This is a genomic window from Vaginisenegalia massiliensis (assembly GCF_900604935.1).
Taxonomy (GTDB): domain Bacteria; phylum Bacillota; class Bacilli; order Lactobacillales; family Aerococcaceae; genus Vaginisenegalia; species Vaginisenegalia massiliensis.
Genome location: NZ_UWPC01000001.1, coordinates 57,299 through 77,679, shown reverse-complemented (window position 1 = coordinate 77,679; position 20,381 = coordinate 57,299). Strand labels below are relative to the sequence as shown.

The 20,381-nt window shown below is 37.7% G+C and carries 20 protein-coding genes; 1 reads left to right on the top strand and 19 read right to left on the bottom strand.

Going from position 1 to position 20,381, the window contains the following annotated elements:
• Window positions 1-4 precede the first annotated feature (4 nt).
• From hslV to EIH20_RS00285, 11 genes are all read right to left on the bottom strand, one after another.
• Entirely contained in the window at window positions 5-535 is a 531-nt protein-coding gene (hslV, locus tag EIH20_RS00335; RefSeq protein WP_124057362.1) for an HslVU peptidase proteolytic subunit, read from the bottom strand.
• A gap of 1 nt (window position 536) precedes the next feature.
• On the bottom strand, window positions 537-1,460 hold the full coding sequence (gene xerC, locus EIH20_RS00330) for a tyrosine recombinase XerC (protein WP_124057361.1): 924 nt from the start codon (window positions 1,458-1,460) through the stop codon (window positions 537-539).
• 148 nt (window positions 1,461-1,608) lie between these two features.
• A complete protein-coding gene (gene topA, locus EIH20_RS00325; protein WP_124057360.1) occupies window positions 1,609-3,666 on the bottom strand; it encodes a type I DNA topoisomerase in 2,058 nt (685 codons plus the stop codon).
• Window positions 3,667-3,766: 100 nt separating this feature from the next.
• Window positions 3,767-4,666, bottom strand: coding sequence for a DNA-processing protein DprA (gene dprA, locus EIH20_RS00320; RefSeq protein ID WP_124057359.1), 900 nt, complete (start codon window positions 4,664-4,666; stop codon window positions 3,767-3,769).
• A 61-nt stretch (window positions 4,667-4,727) separates the two neighbouring features.
• Entirely contained in the window at window positions 4,728-5,540 is an 813-nt protein-coding gene (locus EIH20_RS00315) for a ribonuclease HII (protein WP_124057358.1), read from the bottom strand.
• Window positions 5,540-6,403: a ribosome biogenesis GTPase YlqF gene (gene ylqF / locus EIH20_RS00310; RefSeq protein WP_124057357.1), complete on the bottom strand. Its 864-nt coding sequence runs from the start codon at window positions 6,401-6,403 to the stop codon at window positions 5,540-5,542. The genes EIH20_RS00315 and ylqF overlap by 1 nt, the downstream gene beginning before the upstream one ends.
• Window positions 6,404-6,416: 13 nt before the next feature.
• Window positions 6,417-6,998 carry a signal peptidase I gene (lepB, locus tag EIH20_RS00305; RefSeq protein WP_124057356.1) on the bottom strand — a complete coding sequence of 194 codons (582 nt, stop codon included), beginning with the start codon at window positions 6,996-6,998 and terminating at the stop codon, window positions 6,417-6,419.
• A gap of 2 nt (window positions 6,999-7,000) precedes the next feature.
• Complete coding sequence (locus EIH20_RS00300; protein WP_124057355.1) at window positions 7,001-8,470, bottom strand: S41 family peptidase; 1,470 nt, start codon at window positions 8,468-8,470, stop codon at window positions 7,001-7,003.
• A 14-nt stretch (window positions 8,471-8,484) separates the two neighbouring features.
• Window positions 8,485-9,204 (bottom strand): purine-nucleoside phosphorylase, encoded by a 720-nt coding sequence (deoD, locus tag EIH20_RS00295; RefSeq protein WP_124057354.1) that lies wholly within the window; start codon window positions 9,202-9,204, stop codon window positions 8,485-8,487.
• A gap of 16 nt (window positions 9,205-9,220) precedes the next feature.
• The gene (locus tag EIH20_RS00290; RefSeq protein WP_124057353.1) at window positions 9,221-9,439 is read right to left on the bottom strand and encodes a YozE family protein; all 219 of its coding nucleotides are present in this window, start codon (window positions 9,437-9,439) and stop codon (window positions 9,221-9,223) included.
• A 14-nt stretch (window positions 9,440-9,453) separates the two neighbouring features.
• A complete protein-coding gene (locus tag EIH20_RS00285) occupies window positions 9,454-10,083 on the bottom strand; it encodes a DUF2140 family protein (RefSeq protein WP_124057352.1) in 630 nt (209 codons plus the stop codon).
• A 157-nt stretch (window positions 10,084-10,240) separates the two neighbouring features.
• On the opposite strand from EIH20_RS00285, the gene trhA reads away from it, so the two are divergent.
• Entirely contained in the window at window positions 10,241-10,882 is a 642-nt protein-coding gene (trhA, locus tag EIH20_RS00280; protein ID WP_124057351.1) for a PAQR family membrane homeostasis protein TrhA, read from the top strand.
• 54 nt (window positions 10,883-10,936) lie between these two features.
• Here the strand turns inward: trhA and proC are convergent, their stop codons facing one another.
• The 8 genes from proC to hutH all read right to left on the bottom strand — a co-directional run bounded on the left by proC (window position 10,937) and on the right by hutH (window position 20,351).
• Complete coding sequence (gene proC, locus EIH20_RS00275; protein WP_124057350.1) at window positions 10,937-11,749, bottom strand: pyrroline-5-carboxylate reductase; 813 nt, start codon at window positions 11,747-11,749, stop codon at window positions 10,937-10,939.
• A 16-nt stretch (window positions 11,750-11,765) separates the two neighbouring features.
• Window positions 11,766-13,061 (bottom strand): adenylosuccinate lyase, encoded by a 1,296-nt coding sequence (purB, locus tag EIH20_RS00270; RefSeq protein WP_124057349.1) that lies wholly within the window; start codon window positions 13,059-13,061, stop codon window positions 11,766-11,768.
• Window positions 13,061-13,573 (bottom strand): dihydrofolate reductase, encoded by a 513-nt coding sequence (locus EIH20_RS00265; protein ID WP_124057348.1) that lies wholly within the window; start codon window positions 13,571-13,573, stop codon window positions 13,061-13,063. Before EIH20_RS00265 ends, purB begins: the two co-directional genes overlap by 1 nt.
• A gap of 12 nt (window positions 13,574-13,585) precedes the next feature.
• Entirely contained in the window at window positions 13,586-14,563 is a 978-nt protein-coding gene (locus tag EIH20_RS00260) for a thymidylate synthase (protein ID WP_124057492.1), read from the bottom strand.
• The gene (locus EIH20_RS00255; protein WP_124057347.1) at window positions 14,538-16,442 is read right to left on the bottom strand and encodes an ABC-F family ATP-binding cassette domain-containing protein; all 1,905 of its coding nucleotides are present in this window, start codon (window positions 16,440-16,442) and stop codon (window positions 14,538-14,540) included. The genes EIH20_RS00260 and EIH20_RS00255 overlap by 26 nt, the downstream gene beginning before the upstream one ends.
• Before the next feature lie 105 nt (window positions 16,443-16,547).
• A complete protein-coding gene (locus tag EIH20_RS00250) occupies window positions 16,548-17,903 on the bottom strand; it encodes an MATE family efflux transporter (RefSeq protein ID WP_124057346.1) in 1,356 nt (451 codons plus the stop codon).
• 23 nt (window positions 17,904-17,926) lie between these two features.
• Window positions 17,927-18,601, bottom strand: a complete 675-nt coding sequence (locus EIH20_RS00245; RefSeq protein WP_241152353.1) for a uracil-DNA glycosylase — start codon at window positions 18,599-18,601, stop codon at window positions 17,927-17,929.
• Window positions 18,602-18,803: 202 nt separating this feature from the next.
• Window positions 18,804-20,351 carry a histidine ammonia-lyase gene (hutH, locus tag EIH20_RS00240; protein WP_124057345.1) on the bottom strand — a complete coding sequence of 516 codons (1,548 nt, stop codon included), beginning with the start codon at window positions 20,349-20,351 and terminating at the stop codon, window positions 18,804-18,806.
• Window positions 20,352-20,381 lie beyond the last annotated feature (30 nt).

Here is a 20,381-nt window from a genome sequence, read left to right as displayed (position 1 = left end):
TACCTCACTTTTCAAATGTTTCAACTAGAATGTGATTATTGGTGAAGACATCTATTTCGCTCGCGATTTCTAAGGATTGGCGAGCAATTTCTTCAGCGCTTAATTGACTATCTGTTCGCAACATGGCTCTAGCAGCTGCTAGTGCATAGTTTCCGCCTGAGCCAATGGTTAATACGCCATCATCAGGTTCTATGATTTCGCCTGTTCCCGATACCAATAAGATAGATTCGCGATCCATAACTATTAATAAAGCTTCTAACTTTTGCAAAGAGCGATCCGTTCGCCATTGTTTAGCTACTTCTACAGCTGCTCGTGTCAACTGACCTTGATGAGCTTGTAACTTCTCTTCAAACATTTCTGATAGAGTAATCGCATCGGCTACCCCACCAGCAAAACCCACAATGACTTGTTGATTGTAGATGCGGCGTAGTTTTCGCGCACTGCCTTTCATAATGATACTTTCTCCCATTGTTACTTGGCCATCACCAGCCATAGCCACTTGGTTACCTTTTTTCACTGCGCAAATTGTTGTCATATTAATCCTCCTTTGTTTGACGGTGAGCTCTTGGATGAGCCGCTAAATAACTTTTTCGTAACCGATCCTTGGTTACATGAGTGTATATCTGAGTGGATGATAAATCGGCGTGCCCCAATAGTTCTTGAACACTACGCATATCAGCCCCGTGGTTTAAAAGATGGGTAGCAAATGTATGTCGCATTTTATGGGGATGAATGGCTATATTAAGGCCAGCTTCCTTAACGATACGGTTTAACAAGCGCCGAATTTGTGCGGGTTGTAACTCTTGGCCTTTATCAGACAAAAATACGCGGTCACTGGAAAGTGATAGATCTTTCTTTGCACACAAATCGGGTCTTTCTTGATCTAAATAAGCTTGAATAGCGAAGACAGCTGCATCTCCTAAAGGAACAATGCGTTCTTTTTGCCCTTTACCTACTACTCGAATCAACTGAACAGTTAAATTAACTTGTTCTAGCCTTAGTTGGCAGCATTCGCTGACCCGCATGCCAGTAGCGTATAAAATTTCTACGATCGCTCGATTGCGTAATGGATAAGGAATAGCCGGATTAGCGGCTGCTTTAAGCAATTGATCTACTTCTTTTTCATAAAAAAATTCAGGCAAACGTTGTTCTTTCGGGCGAAATTGAATAAGTTCCATGGGATTGGCTTCGATATAGCTTTGTTTTAAACAATAACGGAAAAAAGAACGTAAGGCTGATAATTTTCGACTGATAGAATTAGGTGCCAAACCTCGTTCATTTAGATGGGCTAAATACAATCGCATATCTTGATAGCTTATTTCTGCCAGTGGAGTTGCTTGGCTCAGCCTAATAAACTGTACGAATTCGTCTAGATCACGTTGGTATGCTTGAACAGTTTCATTTGAATAGCGACGTTCATCTGCTAAATAATGGATAAACTGATTTAATTCTTGATCCATGGTTCCACCACCTCATTCTATTGTACCGATTTTCTGTGTAATTTTACACTCTTTTGTGAAAATTGTTGCAACAACTTCGATTATTTTTACAAAAATAAGCATTAGACAATCCGATGGACGTCTAATGCTTGTTTTTACTTGTCTTGATTTACTCAGTTTCTTCTTTGTAATCACATTGACTACATTGAACCACTTTTCCTTTTTTGAGATTCTTTTCAACTAAATAATGTTGGCATTTTGGACACTGACGACCAAGCGGTTTATCCCAAGAGACAAAGTCGCAGTCAGGATAACGGTCACATCCGTAAAAAGTACGATTCTTTTTCGATGTCCGTTCTACCACTTGTCCTTGGTGACAATGAGGACAAGTCACGCCAATCTGTTTGGTAATAGCTTCGGTATGACGACAGTCAGGGAAGTTACTACAAGCGTAGAACTTACCGAAACGCCCGATTTTTATTAACATTTCATGTCCGCATTCAGGACAATCAAAACCAGCTGGTTCATCTTTTATTTGAACTTTTTCCATATTGGCTTCGGCTTTTTGTATATCTGTTTCAAAGCCTTTGTAGAAGTGATCAATTAAGGCAACCCAGTTTTGTTTTCCTTCTTCTACCCCATCGAGATCTTCTTCCATTTTGGCAGTAAATTCGGTATTTACTATCTTAGGGAAGAAATCATTCATCATCGAATTGACAATTTCGCCGAGCTCGGTCGGTTCAAAACGCTTTGCCACTAGTTTGACATAATAACGTTTCCGTAAAGTTTCAATCGTTGGTGAATAGGTTGAAGGCCGGCCAACGCCATTTTCTTCAAGAGTTTTAATAAGGCTAGCTTCGGTGTAGCGGGCAGGTGGTTGAGTAAAATGTTGACTCGGTTCAATTTGGATTGCCTTTACTGAATCACCTATATTTAATTCTGGTAAATAATTATCCTTGCCTTGTTGGCTAGGATAAACCTTTAAGAAGCCGGCAAATTTAATTTTTGATCCATTGGCTCTAAAGATGTACCGAGCTTGTTCAATATCCGCTTTTACCGTATCATAGACAGCATCGGCCATTTGGCTAGCCATAAACCGCGCCCAAATTAATGAATACAGCTTATACTGATCCTTGGATAGAGAATCTTGAATCGATTCTGGTGTTAAATTAGGGTTAGAAGGTCGAATTGCTTCGTGAGCATCTTGTGCTCCTTTAGCATTCGTTAACTTCCGATTTTGACCTAGATATTCCTTACCGTAATGTTCTTGGATAAAATCGCTAGCAATGGCTTTGGCACTCGGTGCAATACGCGTGGAATCTGTACGCATATAAGTGATAAGACCTACTGGTGTACCACCTAAGGAAATTCCTTCATATAACTGTTGAGCTACCATCATTGTCTTATAGGTTCTAAAGTTTAAGCGATTAGATGCTTCTTGTTGGAGAGTTGACGTAGTGAATGGTGGCGCTGGTTTCCGTTTGCGTTCTTTCTCTTCAATATCTTTTACGGTAAAGTCAGCCTTCAAATCTATGGCTGCCATCACTTGGTTAACCTCTTCCTGGTTCTTTAATTCCAACTTTTTATCTTGATGACCATAAAATTCCGCTTCAAAGGACAGGCTACCCTTTTTGAAAGTTGATGGAATTTTCCAATATTCTTCTGGTTTGAACTCCCTAATCTCATTTTCGCGATCAATAATGAGTTTTAGAGCGGTTGACTGTACCCGGCCAGCACTTAAGCCTTTCTTGACCTTTTTCCATAAAAGTGGTGAAATAGAATATCCCACAATTCGGTCTAAAATACGGCGTGCTTGTTGAGCATCAACTAGATCTTGGTCAATTTTTCGTGGGTGTTTAAACGCTTCTTTGACCGAGTCTTTGGTAATTTCATTAAATACAACCCGGTTTTCTGCTTCAGGATCTAAACCTAATAAAAAACTTAAATGCCATGCAATGGCTTCCCCTTCGCGGTCCGGATCGGCTGCTAAATAGACTTTTTCAGCTGATTTAGCATATTTCCTCAATTCCTTAATCGTGTCACCACGACCGCGAATACTGATATAAGCAGGTTGATAATTATTTTCTAAATCAATTCCCATTTTACTCTTAGGCAAATCACGTAAATGTCCTTTACTTGCCACTACTTTGTATTGGCGCCCAAGGTATTTATCAATGGTTTTGGCTTTTGTGGGTGATTCGACTATAACGAGATATTTATAAGCCAAATACTACTACCCCTTTCTGTCTAAGACACTTATAGTCCGATATTTAAATCGTACCAATCTTATGCGAAAGTTGGCAGTATGTCAAATATTTCCGCAAAATTTAGCTAGGCTCAGCATAAAAATGAGCAAAAATCCGCTTGATCTCATCTTCAAAACGGTCAAAAGATTCAAAAGGACAGGCCCCATCTGCTATCAATCGATTGGGTCCGTAAGAATAAGGATCGGTTACGCGACCAGGTAGAGCATATACCTGACGATTATATTGTAAGGCAAATTGAGCTGTAATTAAGGATCCACTATTTTTCGCTGCTTCAATTACTAACGTTATTGGACTCAAACCAGCCACGAGCCTATTTCGAGCGATAAAGTGAAATTTTTGAATGCCTTGATCATCAGCATATTCACTAAGCAGTAAGGCATGCCGGCCAAGACTTTTTTGTAAATTTCCATGTTGGCGAGGATAGACCTTATTTAATCCGCAAGCAATAATTCCAATTGTATAAGGGATTTGGTAAGCCAATGCACTAGAATGAACAACCTGATCTACTCCTTTAGCCATGCCAGAAACACAGACCCATTGATGTTCTTGGCAAAAGACTGAAATTCGGTGCGCCATCTGTTGACCATACGGTGTGACATTTCGAGTTCCGACAATAGATAAGCAAGGAGCGCTCAATAATTCGAGCCGACCTCGATAATAAAGAATCATTGGTGGATCAGGTAAATGACGCCAAGCCCAAGGATAAATGGGATCGAAATAGGTAAAATACTGATATTTTTGTTTGTATTGATCCAATTGTATTTTAGAAAGGATAAGTGACGGTTGGAAATGAGACCAAGATTCTAAAAAGACAAGAAAATCTGCCCATGTCCAGGTGGGCAAATTCAATGTTTGCTGATTAAGCCGCCCTTCCATTTGTCTTACGAAATCCAACTGAGCTCGGTATGAATACCCCGCTAGAGCTAATATAATAATACAGTCAGCCAAAGAAATAGGCATACGATCCCTCCTCAAGTGATAAATAAACAAAAAGAGCTAGGAAACATTCCTAGCTTAAAATTTATTTGAGGAAATGATCCAGAACTTGTGGATTAAGTTTTTGTGTTTGAGCTACAGGGGCAAAGGACTGACGGTGAATCATTGTCTTACCGTATGTTTTTAAAGCTAATAAGTGTTGTTTAGTTCCATAGCCCATATGTTGTTCAAACCCATATTCTGGAAAGATTCGTCCATATTCTTTCATAATTTGATCCCGGTATTCTTTGGCCAGGATACTGGCAGCTGCAATTGAGAGTGATCGTTGGTCTCCTTTGATCAGGCTCATTTGTGGTAAGGGACTGTCGATTGTCATGGCATCTAACAAAATATAATCTGGTTGAATGGATAGCTTTTGAACTGAATCGAGCATTCCTAGTCGCGTAGCCTGATAAATATTAACTTCATCTATTAATGGATTTTGAACGACTGAAATATGAAAGGCTAAAGCATACTGGCGAATAAGTCGATCAAATTCGGCTCGCTTTTTAGCAGTAATGGATTTAGAGTCATTAACCCCTACTAACTCAGAACAATCTCGCGGTAAAATTACAGCAGCTGTGACAACAGGTCCAGCTAAAGGACCTCGTCCAACCTCATCAACTCCAGCGATATATTGAGCTCCTTTATTTTGAAACAAATCGCGCTCAATGGTCAAACGCTGCTCATGTTGTTGACGTGCTTCTTCTTGTGCCAGACATTGTCTTTGATAGCGCCCAACTAAAGTTTGTACCGATTTTCGTGGATCATTGAGGGCCATTTGCCAAATAGGATCATCTAAACTAGTCGCCTGAGCAAGGGTTTGAGCCCAATCGGCGGTCGATTTTCTTTCCTTCATTAACTAATTTCCTCACTTGGTACTAAATCAAGGGTCACAAGCCCTAAATTCGCTTTTCTGTATTCATTAACGAGTCGGATACTTGCTTGGTCATAATCATCTTTAAGACCCATTTTTTGCGTAATATGCAGAAGTAAATCCACAAGGGATTCTGAATGAGCGATTTGATCAGAATTAAGCTTAAGTTTTTCAATTAATAATTGAGGATACCGATTCGTATAAACTTTTAATAGATAAAGGGCCAAATCATCCATATGAAGTAATTGATCCTTAATAGCCCCGGTTAATGCTAATTTCTTGCCCACATCAGGATCATCAAACTTAGGCCATAAAATACCTGGCGTGTCCAATAATTCAAAGACCTTACCCATTTTTAACCAACGTTGAGCTTTGGTTACCCCAGGTTTATTACCGGTGATAGCTTGGTTTTTACCGACAAAACGATTGATTAAGGTCGACTTTCCAACATTTGGAATTCCAAGAATCATTACCCGAATTGGACGAGGTTTAACCCCTTTCTCTTTTTGTTTTTCAAAGTAAGGGGCCATCAAATCTTTACAGGCTTTTTCTAATTGATTCAGGCCTTTATTATGTTGAGCATCAATGGCTAGCGCCGTCTCCCCTTGAGCTTTGTAGTAGGCTAACCATAGCTTTGTTTGTTTTTCATCAGCCATATCCGCTTTATTTAAAACCAATACTTTTGGTTTCTGCTTAATAATTTCAGGAATTATAGGGTTGCGGCTCGATTCAGGAATCCGTGCATCTACAAGTTCAATGACAACATCTACTAAATTTAATTTTTCACTGGCCTCCCGCCTTGCTTTGGCCATATGGCCAGGAAACCATTGAATTTGATCAGCCATTAAATCACTCCTTTTATTTGAGTTTATCGTTTGATAAATTGTTTTCGAAAATTTTGGCTTCTTGAAAAGGATAGAAGCGAATATTAGCTTCTCCTTGTATTGACTCAATTGGAATCAATCCGAATTGACGGCTATCTCCAGAATGAGGACGATTATCCCCCATGACAAAACAGTACCCAGCTGGAATGACTTTATAACCAGTTAATTCATATAAAGAAAAATCCTCGGTAAAGGGTTGTTTTTCCTTAACCCTACTTCGTTTACTTAGATAAGGTTCTTTGATGACATGACCGTTAAGCCGAAGTTGGTCATGTTTCATTTCTAGTTGATCACCTGGAAGCCCAATCAAGCGTTTGACAAAATACTTTCCAGAACCTGATGGGTCAGGCACGACTATTATATCAAATCGTTTGATTTCAGATTGCTTTGATAAAAGCATATGTTGACCATCCGCTAAAGTCGGATCCATTGAGTGACCCGAAACTTGGAAAGGCATGAATACGTAAGAACGCAGTGCTAGATAAATTAGCACTGCGATAAAAAAACCAAACAATACATTCACTAGGTCAACGAAGATTTGGCGAAAAACTTGCATAGCTATTCACCTTTTAATATATTAATGGCTTTATCTAATTGGGCATCGTGATTTTTAAGATAGTTCCGGGTATCTTCTAGTAATTGGTCCACAGTTTTACCAGTAACTTTACCATCAACTGGCAATTGATGATCTTCTTGGTATTTTTTAACCATTGTTTCCATTTGATCATCAAAGTAATTTTTTGCTTCTACTTGGTAACCTAAAGCATTTAGCATGGTAGCTAAACTAGCCACATATTCATCCGATTGACCTTTTTCTAATGTTTTCTTGGCATCCAACATCAGAGCGTTGGCAACCGGTTCCCTTTCAATTGCCACATCTGGTTTAATGCCAGCCTCGTGAATCCATAAACCTTTTGGTGTGAGCCATTTAGCTATAGTCAGTTTTAATTCGCCAAGGTCAGATTCGTTCATGACCGTTTGAACCGTTCCTTTACCGAATGACTTGGTCCCAATTAATTTAGCCCCTACATTTTCCGAAATAGCCGCTGAGAGAATTTCGCTAGCACTCGCACTTCCTTCATCAATTAAAACCACATAAGGTTCAGTAACTTTAAAAGTGCCATATTGGCTATCATTGGCTTTATAAGCTTCAGCTTTAGAATCGCGTTCTTCAACTTGCATAATGGTTTGTCCATCTTTTAAGAAAATATTGGATATTTTTAGAGCTTGATCTAATAAACCACCAGGATTGCCCCGTAAGTCAAAGACAAATTTTTTGGCTCCTTTTTCGCGAAGGCTTTTAATCTCTTTCGTTAATTCGTCATAGGTATTTTTTGAAAATTGGGTTATGCGTACATGGGCAATTTCTTTATCCTTTTTACTCAGTTCAGCTTTTACCGTCACAATAGGAATAGTATCTCTTTTTAAAACCACATCGAAACTCGATGATCCGCGTTGAATCGTTAATTTTACTTCAGACCCTTTTTTACCTCGAATGAGCTTTACGACTTCACTTGTTGACATATCTTTAATTTCCTTACCATCTGCTTTCAAGATGATATCGTTGGGCCGTAAACCAGCTTTATCTGCTGGAGAATTATCAAAAGGACTAACTATCATAATCTGACCCGATTTAGCCATGATTTCAACGCCAATACCTTCAAAAGATGAGTTCACACTATCCGTAAAACTTGAACTTTCTTCTGCATTAAAATACTCAGAGAAGGGATCTCCAGTGGCACTCACCATTCCTTTAAGCGCACCTTCTAAGATTTTTTTCTTGTCGATATCTTTAATATAGCCAAATTTGATGGAATTATATACATCAACAAGCTTTTCAATATCTTTTTGACTGAGCTCTTGATCCTTCTTACTTTCCATGCGACGACTTGCAAAGTGACTACTAGTATGATTCAAACTATCAGAATGAGCCGATACTATTTGCTTACTACTAGAAGTAAGGGGTGAAACTAGAGCCAAAGACAATAATAGATATGAACCAAATTTGCTGAGTGATTGAATTTTCATAATGTTACTCCTATCTATTTGTCAGCAAGATGACACGCCGTTTCCAGAGCGATTTTCATCATGTTAGTAAAGGTTTGCTCTCTTTCTTGGGCGCTTGTAACCTCACCTGTAATTAAGTGGTCACTAATGGTACACATCGCTAAAGCACGTTTATGGTGTTTAGCAGCTACCGCATAGATACCGGCCGCTTCCATTTCAACTGCTAAAATTCCATAATCCGCTAATTTGGCATTATCTAACTCTTCATTATAGAAACGATCACTAGATAAGATATTTCCTACGTGAATCGGACCTAAATTATGTTCTTGCCCAATTCGATAAGCATGGTAAAGAACATCGAAATCAGCTAAAGCGGCAAAAGATACTTGATCTCGGAAAATATTTTTTAAGACTGAAGAATCTGTTGTCGCACCTTGCCCTAGCACGATATCTCGAACTTTGACTTCTTCTTTCATCCCGCCAGCGGTTCCAATACGAATAATTGTATCGACATCATAATCCGTAAACAATTCTTCCGCATATATCATAGCTGAAGGAATTCCCATTCCTGAACCTTGAACAGAAACTGGAACGCCTTTATACTTACCGGTAAAACCAAACATGTTACGAATGGTCGTATATTGAGTTACGTCTTCTAAAAAGTTTTCGGCAATAAATTTAGCTCTTAACGGATCTCCAGGAAATAATACCGTCTTTGCGATTTGACCTTTTTCTGCTGCAATATGAATTGACATATGTTACCTTCTTTCTCTAAATAGAATATTGATATTGGTGCCAAGAATCATCGAAAATCATCAAAAGCTTTCCATAACGACTATTATGCTCTAGATAGCGTGAAATTTCATCAAAATCTTCACTTTGTTTTGGAAAACCGATATCTTGATGAATAGCATTGGCTAAACGGCTCATTGGATCGTCTGCATCGTAATCAACGAAACGGCTAATGAATTGATAATAAGTTTGTTGCACAATTACACCCCTTTCTAGGGAATTAAAGAAAATTCTAATGGATTTACTTTAGCTGGATCATAATTCAACAGAACAACCACTTGGTTTTTCTTTAAATTAGCGGATTTGGCTTGAACAAACAAGCCTTCTTTTTGGGGAATAATTTGATTGAGATCCATAATGATTTGACTTTTTTGTGTATTTAAAGACAGCCCTTTAGGCAATTTAATTTGCTTAGCCATGATCTCTAATGCTTGTTTTTTAGGCAATGGCAGTATGCCTAAGGAAACAGACTCAATATCAAACACAAATTCTTTCTTTTGATTCACTTTTAGATCTGAAGTGACTTCAAAAGGGACTTTTTTACCTTTGATGGTTGTTTCTCCCGCCAATTTTATAACGTCTTTCTGCCAAATTAATTTAGCTTTGATCGCTTTCATCTCTTTTATTTGACTTAACTGACCAAATAAAGAATTAAATGATTGGCGATCTAGTTTGAGTTCCTGTGTCTGGCTATAGGGCATTTTTTCTGCCGCCAAGACGATAGGCGAATTAGTTGGACTATCAACAAAATTGTCAAAGCTAAAAAAGCATCTTAAATTAAAGGTAGATAGATTAATACAAACTATCGTGGCTACCAAAATAAGAATTGATTTTCTTTTCATTTTTTTCCCTCCTTCAGAACTACCTAAATCTTTGATATAGGAAATGAAAAGGTATAGGTATTATAGCATTAAATTTATTTAAACTCATATAAAAGAAATTTATCTAGTTATTATAACTAAATGATGCTATATTTATTAAAAAAGGAGTGATAGAAACTTGAATAATCACATTCTGGTTGCCAAACAAAAGAAAATTGAAAAATATAATGCTTTTTCTCATGCACTGGGCGCTTTCCTTAGTTTGGGAGCTTTATTTCTTTTATTAAATAAAGCAAGCAAAACCCATTCTCTCATCAGTACTTGGGCCTATTTGGTTTATACTTTAAGTCTTTTCGCCATGTTTTTTAACTCAGCTTTATATCATTCCTTGGCTTTTTCGAAATACAAGACACTATTTCGTAAATTTGATCATGCTGCAATTTATGTACTAATTGCTGGCACGTATACACCTTATCTACTTATAGGTTTAGCTGATTCTTATGCTCATCTAGCTTTAGCTATTATTTGGTTCTTAGCGATTGTAGGCATGATTTTTGAAATCCTAGTTGTTGGTAAATGGCCTAAAGTCTCACTTGCTCTTTATTTAAGCTTAGGTTGGTTTTGTGTGGTTATCTTCTTTCCTCTTTGGCAAAAAATAGCTTGGCCAGGACTTGTTTGGCTAGCTTCTGGCGGTCTCACTTACTCTTTAGGGACTCATTTTTATCGGCAAAAATATAAAGATTGGGCCCATTTCATCTGGCATATATTTGTATTTTTTGGTGCCTTATTTATGTTTATTAGTATCTATTATTACCTTTAATAACAAAGTCCACAAGTTCACGTTAATTTAACGAGTCTTGTGGACTTTTTCTTGTTAAAGAGATTGAGCAATTTCTTTTGTGCGTTCAACAGCAGCATCCACTGCATGAATAAAAGCACTTCTTACGCCATGAGCTTCTAGAGATGCTTGACCAGCAATAGTTGAACCAGCTGGTGAACAGACATCATCTTTAAGTTGACCAAAATGTTGGTTAGATTCTTGGGCTAAATGGCCCGCTCCAATCAACAATTGTTGAGCCATTCGGTTGGCTTGTTGGCGGCTAAGTCCATTTTTAACTCCTCCGTCACTCAAGGCTTCCATGACTAAATACATATAGGCTGGACCACAACCAGTAATCGCGCTAGTTGCATCGAATAGACTCTCTTCAACAGGCTCAATTAGTCCGGCACAAGCGAGTAATTTTTCAAACAAAACAACATCAGCTTGTTTAACTGCTTCATTAATGCAGTAAGCGATATATCCCTGACCTACGGCAACGGGTGTATTAGGCATAATTCGAATAACTTTATGATGTTTTGGTAACAAGCTTGTTAATAGAGCTAAATCCACACCCGTAGCCATTGAAATCCATAGTTTTGGCTCTTTCTCAGAAACAAATCCTTTAATTTCATTCATGACCCCTTGAATATCTTTTGGCTTGACACCAATAAATATTACTTCACTTTGATTGATCAAGCTCTCTTTATCGCAAATAGATGCACTCATTTGTTTTGCAAAATCAGTTAAGTAATCACTTGGTGCAGAATTAAAGTAAAAATCAGCATCAACTTCTTGTTTGCGGACTGCACTAGCAATGGCTGATCCCATTTTGCCAACACCAATAAATCCTATTGAATGCTTCCTCATTGTTATTCCTACTTTCTTATAAACCGACCCGTTCAAATATACGATCTACTTGTTTCAAATGATATTGGTAATTAAAACAATCTTCTATTTCCTCTGTCGAAAGGTGCTGCATAATTACTTCATTAGCTTCAACCAATGGTCGGAATGGAATTTGTTGATCCCAAGAGGCTTTAGTTAATGGCTGTACCGTATCGTATGCCGTTTCTCTAGCCAAGCCTTTTTCAATTAATTTTAATAAAACACGTTGGGAATAGATTAAACCAAAGGTTCGATCCATATTAGCTAGCATATTTTCTGGAAAGACAGTTAAGTTTTCAACAATTTTAGCAAAACGGTTTAATTGATAATTTAACAAGGTAGTCAAGTCAGGTAAAATAATCCGTTCAGCTGACGAATGAGAAATATCCCGTTCATGCCAAAGAGATACATTTTCATAGGCAGTTAGCATGTAACCCCGCATTACCCGAGCTAATCCCACTACATTTTCACTTCCAATCGGATTACGTTTGTGTGGCATGGCTGACGATCCTTTTTGGCCTTTGGCAAAGAATTCTTCCACTTCGCGCGTTTCAGATTTTTGTAAACCACGAATTTCGGTGGCAAAGCGTTCAACACTAGTTGCGATTAAAGCCAAAGTGGCTACATACTCCGCATGCAAATCACGGGGTAAAACTTGGGTTGAAATCTCTTGAGCGCGAATACCTAAGGTTCTACAAACATATTCTTCTACTTCTGGTGGTGTATTAGCAAAAGTTCCTACTGCCCCGGAAATTTTACCTGCTTGGACACCTTCAGCAGCCTGATCAAAACGAATTAATTGACGTTTTAATTCGGAATAAAAGCCGGCTAACTTAAGACCAAATGTAGTAGGTTCAGCATGTACACCATGGGTACGGCCCATACAAACCGTGTATTTATGTTCTTGCGCTTTTTGAGCCACAACTTGGATTAGATGTTCCAAATCACGGCGCAAGATAGCATTCACTTGTTTTAGTTGATACCCATAAGCAGTGTCAACCACATCCGTTGAAGTAAGGCCATAGTGAATCCATTTGCGTTCATCGCCAAGGCTTTCACTGACGCAACGCGTAAAAGCAACCACATCATGATGGGTTGATTCTTCAATTTCAAGAATACGATCAATATTAAAACTAGCCTTTTGTCGAATCGCATCTACGTCTGCTTGAGGGATTTCTCCCAAATTAGCCCATGCTTGGCAAGCTTCGATTTCTACCTCAAGCCAAGTTTGAAAACGGGTTTGATCTGACCAAATTTCTTTCATCTCAGGACGTGTATATCTAGCAATTGTCATTAATTTTGCTCCTTTTCTGATTGTTTTATCTTGCTCCACCATTCAAATTGATGAGGAATAGGATTCGCTTCACTTACTGGTACTTTAACTACTTTATCGCATTGCCAGACTGATAAATCAAGGCTTGGCATGAAGACGTCACAAGTAAAGTCAGCATCAATATAGGTACGGATAATCTGATCCACGTCGGACCATAGGTGATTAAATAGACCTGCTCCACCTATAACCATTAAATCTATCGTCTTGCTGAGCTTACGTAAGTAATCTATGTCTTGAACAACTTCTAAACCTTCAATCTCTTTACCATAATCAGCTTGATGGGTGACGACAATCGTATGTCGTCCTGGTAATAAGCGTTTCCCCATCGATTCAAACGTTTTTCGTCCCATTACAATCGTTTTGCCCATCGTCACTTCTTTGAAAAACTTCAAGTCATTTGGCAAATGCCAAGGTAAATCATTTTGATAACCAATGCCACCTTGGCGGTCTTGAGCATATACAAAGTACATCATTTTTTAGTCCTCCTAGACAGCTATCGGAGCTTTAATAGTCGGGTGTGGTTGATAATTCTCAACACGAATGTCATCAACCTTTAGTTGGTCTAAAGAAGCTGAAGATTGAATCACTAATCGTGGGAGTTCCTTTGGTTGTCGTGACATTAAAGTTGCCACTTGGTCAAGATGATTTAAATACAAGTGAGCATCACCAAGTGTGTGAACAAAGTCCCCAACTTCAAGATTGCATTCACGAGCAATCAAATGAGTTAATAAAGCATAGGAAGCAATATTAAAAGGGACACCTAGGAATATATCAGCACTACGTTGATATAGTTGGCAACTTAGACGACCTTGATTCACATAAAATTGGAAAAGTGAGTGACAAGGTGGCAAAGCCATGGAGGAAACATCTTCCGGATTCCAGGCTGAAACAATTAAACGTCGAGAATCAGGATTCTTTTTGATAGTATCAATCACTTGCTGAATTTGATCAATTGTCTGTCCAGACCGAGTCTGCCACTTACGCCACTGAGAACCATAAATATTACCTAAATCACCATATTGTTTAGCAAATGCCTCATCGGTTAAAATGCGTTCTTGGAATTTTTTCAACTGTGCTTGATAGACTTGATTAAAATCTTCATCTGATAAGCAACGCAAACCAAAATCAGTCATATCAGGCCCATGATAGTCAGTAGAAGCAACATAGCGCTCAAATGCCCATTCATCCCAAATGTGGTTATTATGTTCAAGCAAAAATTTAATATTGGTATCCCCTCGTAAAAACCAAAGTAATTCACTTTTTACTAGAGAGAAAGGAACACGTTTAGTAGTTAGTAATGGGAAGCCTTGTGATAAGTCAAACCGCATTTGATAACCAAATAGTGATTTTGTTCCTACACCCGTACGGTCATGTTTTTCATGACCTTGGTCTAAAACCGCTTGAATTAAATCTTGATATCGCTTCACTTGATCCCTCCTAAATATACTGACATAAGTAGTCATACCGTTCATACTTGCCTAAAAGATCCATTTCTTGTTTTTCTAATTCGGCTTGTAAATCCATTAACTTAACCGAATCATTAGCGTTACGCATCATATCTGCTTGAATTTCTTCAATTCGCTCTTCAATGAAAGCAATATCTGATTCGATCGTCTCCCATTCTTTTTTCTCAGCATAAGTCATTTTCTTACTTTTAGGTCCTTTGTTTTCTTGCGAAAGAACGTTATTTTCGAGGTTTAAAGGAGACGGTTTTTCCAAATTATCATTGGGATTATCTTGATCTGAATTTTTGGCTAGATATTCACTGTACTGATCCCAAACAAGGTCATATTCCCCTTTTCCTTTAAGGACCAATAATTGAGTCGCTGTTTTATCCAAAAAGTATCGGTCATGAGATACAATTAATACGACACCATTAAAATGATCAAGATAATCTTCAAGAACGGTCAAGGTATCAATGTCTAAATCGTTAGTAGGTTCATCTAATATCAGAACATTAGGTTCTTGAATGAGTAGAGTTAGCAGATATAAACGTCGTTTTTCCCCACCAGAAAGCTGTCCAATTAGCATACCATGTGTATTGCGAGGAAAATTGAACTGTTCAAGCATCTGAGCCGCACTCGCAACTGAACCATCCGGACGCTTGAAATTATCCGCAATCTTTTTTAAATAGTTTAATACGATTTGATCCGCAGGCAAATCTTCTTCCAATTGACGATAATAGGCTAAACGAACCGTTTGCCCCAAGAAAATATTTCCTTCTTGAACTGGGTGCCCTCCTGTAATTGCATTGAGAAGGGTCGTCTTACCAATACCATTCGGGCCAATAATGCCGATTCGATCACCTTTTACTAGGGTCTTAGTAAAATCGTGAATGACAGTCTGTTGACCTATTTGTACGGTAACTCCTTCAAATTCAAGAATACGATTTCCGATTCGTTGTTGATCAAAATTCAATTCTATGCCTTCTTCAGCTTTATGCCGACTGGCTATATCGTTTTTTAAGTCATCAAAACGATCGATTCTTGCTTGCTGTTTGGTTGTTCGTGCTTTGGCTCCCTTACGCATCCAAGCTAATTCTTGTTGGAATAAACGATCTTGTTTTTCTTGATTTTTAGCTTCAATCTGAGCTTGTTCGGCTCTTTTCACTAAATAAGTTTCATAATTGCCTTCGTATTCATTAAATTTACCATAACGTAGTTCAACTATTTTATTGACTGAACGTTCTAAGAAGTAACGATCATGGGTTACTAAGAGGAACGCCCCTTTAAACTGAGCCAAAAAATTTTCTAACCATTGAATAGAGGTAACATCAAGATGGTTAGTTGGTTCATCTAGGATCAATAAGTCTGGCTCTGCAATCAATACTTGCGCTAAGCCTATCCGTTTTCTTTGACCACCTGAACATTGACCTACCTGTTTAGTTAAGTCATGTATTCCCAACTGACTTAAGATCATTTTAGCCTTTACTTCAACATCCCAAGCTTGCTTAAAATTCATTTCATCACTGAGTTTCATAAATCGATTCAATAATTGTTCATTACTCGGATCTGCTTCTAATGCTACTTGAGCTTTTTCATAAGCCAAAATTAATTGAATTAAAGGAGCTTGACTATCATAAACCGTTTCTAAAACTGTTTTATCATTATCTAAATCAGGATTTTGAGCTAAATATGCGATGGAATACTGGTTCGGTTTTGTAATCTCCCCTTCATCATAGCTTTCAACTCCTGCTAAAACTTTTAAGAAAGAGCTTTTCCCTGTTCCGTTAGGTCCTATCAGACCAATATGCCGCCCTTCTAATATCGAAAAATTTAGTTGGTCTAATAAAGTTTTAGTCCCGTATGTTTTGGTTAACTGACTAACAATTAATTCTTTCATGCTATGCTCCTTAGTCGAAAATTCTTCTTCATTATAGCATAATTCCCTATCATTGATGGAACATTCGTATTTTTACTTTTAAATAAAAAAACACCTAAAAAGGTGCTAAAAAGAAAGAAAATCACTACGATGCTTGATCACATATATTAGGCGTCCAGTATTCAAAACAGCTCCCACGAACAAACCAATAATCAATCCCCACCAGTAGCTAAAAGGTCCCAAATTTGTCCAAAATTTAAGAGCGAAACCTAAGGGTAATCCAACAAGCCAAAACCCAATTAAACTAAGTAGAAATGGCCATTTAGTATCCTTATAGCCACGTAGAATGCCAATAATGGGTGAATTAACCGCATCAGAAAATTGAAATAATAATCCTACAGTTAAAAACTGAATAGCTAATTTAATAAAAGCTGGGTTGTTGCCGTAAAGTTTGGCTACTTGTTCGCGATAAACAAATAAAAAGAGCAATGTACCAATAGTTAATAATAAAGAGATTGATATTCCGATAATGGAATAACTTTTTATGGCCTTTATGTCCCGTCGGCCTAATTCATAACCAATGGCAATCGTTAATGCAGTAGATATACTGAGAGGAAAGCTATACATAAAATTGGAAAAATTAAGCGAAGCTTGATGAGCTGCAATGACTTGAGCAGAATATTCTGTCATAAGAATACCGACAAAGCAAAATACTCCTGCTTCGGCAAAAACACTTAAACCAATCGGAAATCCTACTTGTAAAGAGCTTAACATCTGGCGCCACGAAATCGGTTCACTTTCAAAAATATGGTATTCTTTAATCTTTGGATGCCATTGAATCACAGCCAAAACCACAAAGAGAACTAACCAAAAAGCCAAAGCGGTACCTAAACCGGCCCCTGCCCCACCCATCGCTTTAAAACCAAATTTTCCATAAATGAAAAGATAATTCAAGCCGGAATTAAAGGGGAGCATTAATAACATAAAAGCCATAGAAATACGAGTGAATCCTAAACCATCAATAAAGGAGCGAAAAATACTGAATAGCATGGCCGGAATTAAGCCTATCGACAAAAACAGGATATAATCTTTTGCAATTGTCTCAACTTCAGCTTCAGCACTCATCATATTTAATGCTAATGTAAGGATAACACTCCCGATGAGATAGAAGAGGATGCATAGAATGAGTCCTAAATATAGGTATTGCCTAAGATGACTAGCTAGCTTGTCCTTATTGCCAGCCCCTAAATCTCGTGAAACAATCGGAATAAGTCCTGAACTAATTCCTGTTAACAAAGCAAAGAAGGGAGACCATATGCTTGATCCAATAGCTACACCAGCTAAATGCGTTTCATTATATTGTCCAGTCATCATTGCATCAATAAATTGTGCTGAAAAATTGGACAACTGATAAATTAATATGGGAAATAAAATTTTAATTAATAAGCCAATCCGTTGACGCCGATTGTCTGTTGGATACATGCTAATCTCCTCCTTCCCTTCATTTAAGATAACGACCAATCTATTGATTGGAGCCCTTTTTCTTGTAAATAGTGGTTAATTTGACTAAACGGTCTAGAACCAAAAAATCCTCGATACGCAGCTAATGGACTAGGATGAACTGATTCGATGATCAGATGTTGCTGACCTTGAATATAGGGTTTTAATTGCTGAGCTGGTTTTCCCCATAGCACAAAAACAACTCCGTCGGCCCTAGCAGCTAAGGCCTGAATGACATACTGAGTAAATTTCTCCCACCCTTGGTGCTGATGTGAATTCGCCTTACCTGCTTCAACAGTCAAAACTCGATTTAATAATAGAACACCTTGTTGAGCCCAAGACGTTAAATCACCACTGTTAGGGGTGGGTACCATAAGGTCCGAGTTTAATTCTTTAAAAATGTTTCGTAAAGAAGGCGGCAATTGTACACCCTCTTGAACACCAAAAGCTAAACCGTTGGCTTGATTAGGTCCATGATAGGGATCTTGCCCCACTATGCAGACTTTCACCTTTGAATAGTCAACCAAATTTAGAGCCTTGAAAATATTTTCTTTAGCTGGATAAACTAGGCTATTTTTATAGGCATTAGCTACAAACTGATCTAAATATTGAAACTCTTCAGACATTATAAATGGTTTTAACTCTTCTTGCCAATCCTGATTCAAATACTTTGTTAGCACAATTTACCCTCCAAAATTAAACATACTGTCACTCTTTATGAATGTGGCTTCTTACTAAATAATTAGTAACCTATCCATACTTAATCTTTATTTTATTCAAGTTTTATCTTTACCTCAAGTTATAAATAGTTCAAATACATATAAAAAAGCTAGGTCCGCGTTCGGACCTAGCAAAAAGGGATTCAATTTAATTTAACATGAATTAAGCTTTTTCTTGTAAAGTTAATTCAACAACTTTTTCTACTGCTTCAACGATAGATTCGTTTTCAAGTAGTTCAGTAGCTTTATTTAATTCATCGTAAATTTCGATATCTTTATCTAATTCGATGAAGTCCATATGTTTACGAACTAAATCATAAACAGGTTGAGTACCTTTACCTAAGCCTTTAGTTTGACCTTTAAGATCTAAAGCTTGGCAAGCAGCCATAATTTCAGTAGCAACGATACGACGAGAGTTTAATAAGATTTCAGCGGCAGTTCTTGCTGCTGTAGTTCCCATTGAAACGAAGTCTTCTTGGTTTTCACAAGATGGAATTGAGTCAACTGATGCTGGGTGAGCTAAGATTTTGTTTTCAGATGCTAACGAAGCACAAGCGTATTGAGTAATCATGAAACCAGAGTTCAAACCAGGGTGTTTAACTAGGAATGAAGGCATCTTGCTCAATTGGCTATTAACTAAACGTTCAACACGACGTTCAGAAACGTTACCAATTTCAGCAACAGCAATTCCCAAGAAGTCAAATGGTTGAGCCATTGGTTCACCGTGGAAGTTACCACCAGAGATAACATGTCCTTTAGGTGTTACGATTGGGTTATCAGTAACTGAGTTGATTTCAATTTCAACTTTTTCAAGAACATATGCGATACCGTCTTTACTTGCACCATGAATTTGTGGCATACAACGTAAAGTATATGGATCTTGTACACGTTCTGCCGTTGCAACGGTTGTGTAATCAGAACCTTCGATTAAACGACGCATGTTACGAGCAGTTGCTAATTGACCGTATTGAGGACGAATAGTATGTAATTCATCTTCAAATGGACTTGAAATACCGTTGTGAACTTCAAGAGATAAAGCACCAGCGATATCAGATAATTTAGCTAATTGAATAGCATCCCAAGTTGCTAAAGCACCTACAGCTGTTAAAACAGTTGTACCATTGATTAAAGCAAGACCTTCTTTAGAAGTTAAAGTAATAACTTCAACGCCAGCTTTAGCCATAGCTTCTTTACCAGATAATAATTCACCATTAACATAAGCACGTCCTAAACCTAACATAGGTAATACCATGTGAGCTAAAGGAGCTAAGTCACCTGATGCACCTAGTGAGCCTTTTTCAGGGATATAAGGTACAACGCCTTTATTTAACATTTCAACTAATTTTTCAACAGTTAATAAACGAATACCTGAATAACCTTTTAATAAAGAGTTAATCCGGATTAAGATGATAGCTTTTACAACATCTTCTTTGAAAGGATCGCCATAACCACTTGAGTGAGTTCTAATTAAGTTTTCTTGCAATTGTTCAGTATCTTCTTGAGAGATGCTAACGTTACATAAAGAACCAAAACCAGTGTTTACACCATACACTACACGTTTTTCGCGAACGATGTCGTCTACGATTTTACGTGAATCATTTACATCTTGAATGGCTTTTTCAGAAATTTCTACTTTATAGCCATGACGTGAAACATTTACCACGTCTTTTAAAGTTAAACTTTTACCATCTAAAACAACAACATTACTCATTCTAACACTCCTCTATTTTATTAATTAATA

Excerpts from the sequence above, each read along its gene's own strand:
- hslV (WP_124057362.1), bottom strand. The coding sequence starts at position 535 with ATGACAACAATTTGCGCAGTGAAAAAAGGTAACCAAGTGGCTATGGCT.
- xerC (WP_124057361.1), bottom strand. The coding sequence starts at position 1,460 with ATGGATCAAGAATTAAATCAGTTTATCCATTATTTAGCAGATGAACGT.
- dprA (WP_124057359.1), bottom strand. The coding sequence starts at position 4,666 with ATGCCTATTTCTTTGGCTGACTGTATTATTATATTAGCTCTAGCGGGG.
- EIH20_RS00315 (WP_124057358.1), bottom strand. The coding sequence starts at position 5,540 with ATGAAGGAAAGAAAATCGACCGCCGATTGGGCTCAAACCCTTGCTCAG.
- ylqF (WP_124057357.1), bottom strand. The coding sequence starts at position 6,403 with ATGGCTGATCAAATTCAATGGTTTCCTGGCCATATGGCCAAAGCAAGG.
- lepB (WP_124057356.1), bottom strand. The coding sequence starts at position 6,998 with ATGCAAGTTTTTCGCCAAATCTTCGTTGACCTAGTGAATGTATTGTTT.
- EIH20_RS00300 (WP_124057355.1), bottom strand. The coding sequence starts at position 8,470 with ATGAAAATTCAATCACTCAGCAAATTTGGTTCATATCTATTATTGTCT.
- deoD (WP_124057354.1), bottom strand. The coding sequence starts at position 9,204 with ATGTCAATTCATATTGCAGCAGAAAAAGGTCAAATCGCAAAGACGGTA.
- EIH20_RS00285 (WP_124057352.1), bottom strand. The coding sequence starts at position 10,083 with ATGAAAAGAAAATCAATTCTTATTTTGGTAGCCACGATAGTTTGTATT.
- proC (WP_124057350.1), bottom strand. The coding sequence starts at position 11,749 with ATGAGGAAGCATTCAATAGGATTTATTGGTGTTGGCAAAATGGGATCA.
- purB (WP_124057349.1), bottom strand. The coding sequence starts at position 13,061 with ATGACAATTGCTAGATATACACGTCCTGAGATGAAAGAAATTTGGTCA.
- EIH20_RS00265 (WP_124057348.1), bottom strand. The coding sequence starts at position 13,573 with ATGATGTACTTTGTATATGCTCAAGACCGCCAAGGTGGCATTGGTTAT.
- EIH20_RS00260 (WP_124057492.1), bottom strand. The coding sequence starts at position 14,563 with ATGACTACTTATGTCAGTATATTTAGGAGGGATCAAGTGAAGCGATAT.
- EIH20_RS00255 (WP_124057347.1), bottom strand. The coding sequence starts at position 16,442 with ATGAAAGAATTAATTGTTAGTCAGTTAACCAAAACATACGGGACTAAA.
- EIH20_RS00250 (WP_124057346.1), bottom strand. The coding sequence starts at position 17,903 with ATGTATCCAACAGACAATCGGCGTCAACGGATTGGCTTATTAATTAAA.
- hutH (WP_124057345.1), bottom strand. The coding sequence starts at position 20,351 with ATGAGTAATGTTGTTGTTTTAGATGGTAAAAGTTTAACTTTAAAAGAC.